Source organism: Corynebacterium halotolerans, assembly GCF_050107895.1.
Lineage (GTDB): Bacteria > Actinomycetota > Actinomycetes > Mycobacteriales > Mycobacteriaceae > Corynebacterium > Corynebacterium halotolerans_B.
The window spans coordinates 1-1,537 of the sequence record NZ_JBNILW010000035.1 but is presented as its reverse complement, the minus strand read 5'-3'; the positions used below and the strand labels follow the sequence as shown (position 1 = coordinate 1,537).

Genomic DNA, 1,537 nt, shown 5'->3' with positions numbered 1-1,537 from the left:
GTGTGTACCGAACGTCGCATCCGGGTCATTGAAGCGTTCATTTCTTTAGCCAACGCCGTGATCGTTGTCCGCCGGCTGGTCCGGGAAGCCTGGAGCACCTATCGCTGGGAGACTCGCCCGACCCAACAACCCTGACCTATCCGCGCGATCTCTTAGTAGCGTGTCATGACTGCTGGTCATAGTTAGTGGGGTGCTGGCGGATGCCATCCTCTAATTGACCGCTACAGCCGAACCGGCAGAGACGGTGGTGTAGGTTGCGGTGCGTCCGGCGGTGAGGGCGCGGTATCCCACCACCTCAGAGTCACCACCAGCCCTGCCATAACACCCCTCCAATCCCCGAAAACCGAAAAGCGCGGCTGGTGATTCATCAGCCACGCCAGGTGCCGGGAATTTAGGAGCCGTTAGGCAGTGTTGCGAAAGTCTGGTGAGTGAGACCGGCGTGTCCTCAACAGTAACGAGGGTTTCCCCGCGCACGCTGTTGGTGTCGAATCATCAACGCTTGCAAGGAAACCCTCGTTGCCTACTTTACCGCCCTCGGCACGCCATGACCTCACCGACGCCGAATGGGAGCTGCTCGCCCCACTCCTGCCCGCCCCGTCACAGCGGGGACGACCACGCACCTGGGATATCAGATCCCTGGTCAACGGCGTCTTCTTCCGTGTCCGCACCGGCTGCCCCTGGCGGGACGTCCCCGAGCGTTACGGACCGTGGTGGCGGGTCTACCACCTGTTTCTACGTCTGCGGGCCGACGGGGCGTGGAAGGACGTGCATACCCGGCTACTGACCCACGCCCAGGAGAAGGGAAAACTCTCCTGGGAGGTCAGTGTCGATTCCACGACCAGTCGCGGACACGTCCATGCCGCCGGCGCCAGGAAAGACAGTGCCCACCGACATCCGGGGGAGCCTGCCCATCACGATGTCGGACGATCCCGGGGCGGGTGGTCAACAAAGATCCACGTGGGTATCGATGCCGGCTGCGGGGTGCTGTCCTTGGTGATCACCCCGGGCCAGGCAGGAGACGGCCCGCAGATGGTGCCGGTACTCGACAAGATCCGGGTCCCGGCCGGTGGCCGGGGTCGGCCGCGACGTCGACCGGTACGGGTACTGGCGGATAAGGCATATTCCTCACGCGCTAACCGGGCATGGCTGAAAGCCAAGGGGATCACAGCGACGATCTCCCAGCCGAAAGACCAGGCCGCCCACCGGAAGCGTCGGGGGTCGGCCGGCGGCCGACCCCCTGCCTTCGACATCGCGGCCTATCGGCGGCGCAATGCCGTGGAACGGGGCGTTAACCGGATTAAGCAGCACCGCGGGTGTGCGATGCGTTTCGATAAGTTAGCGGTGCATTTCGAGGCGACGGTTCAGTTGGCGGTGATCCGGTACTGGCTGAAACGACTTTCGTAACACGACCTAGTAGTGCTTTGTTAGCTCTTGTGGGCAGGTGAGCTGAGGCGTAAATTCATATCATGAGCAGGAACAATACCACCGCCACTCATGATGACCTCGCGGACTTCATCACCGAGGTTTTCGCCTCCCT

At 62.5% G+C, this 1,537-nt stretch carries 1 protein-coding gene and 1 pseudogene; both read left to right on the top strand.

The features are described 5' to 3' along the window. A pseudogene (locus tag ACQCVD_RS15410) lies at positions 1–169 on the top strand (IS5/IS1182 family transposase); the annotation flags it as partial. Positions 170–516: 347 nt separating this feature from the next. Further along, entirely contained in the window at positions 517–1,404 is an 888-nt protein-coding gene (locus tag ACQCVD_RS15405) for an IS5 family transposase (protein WP_426824663.1), read from the top strand. Positions 1,405–1,537 lie beyond the last annotated feature (133 nt).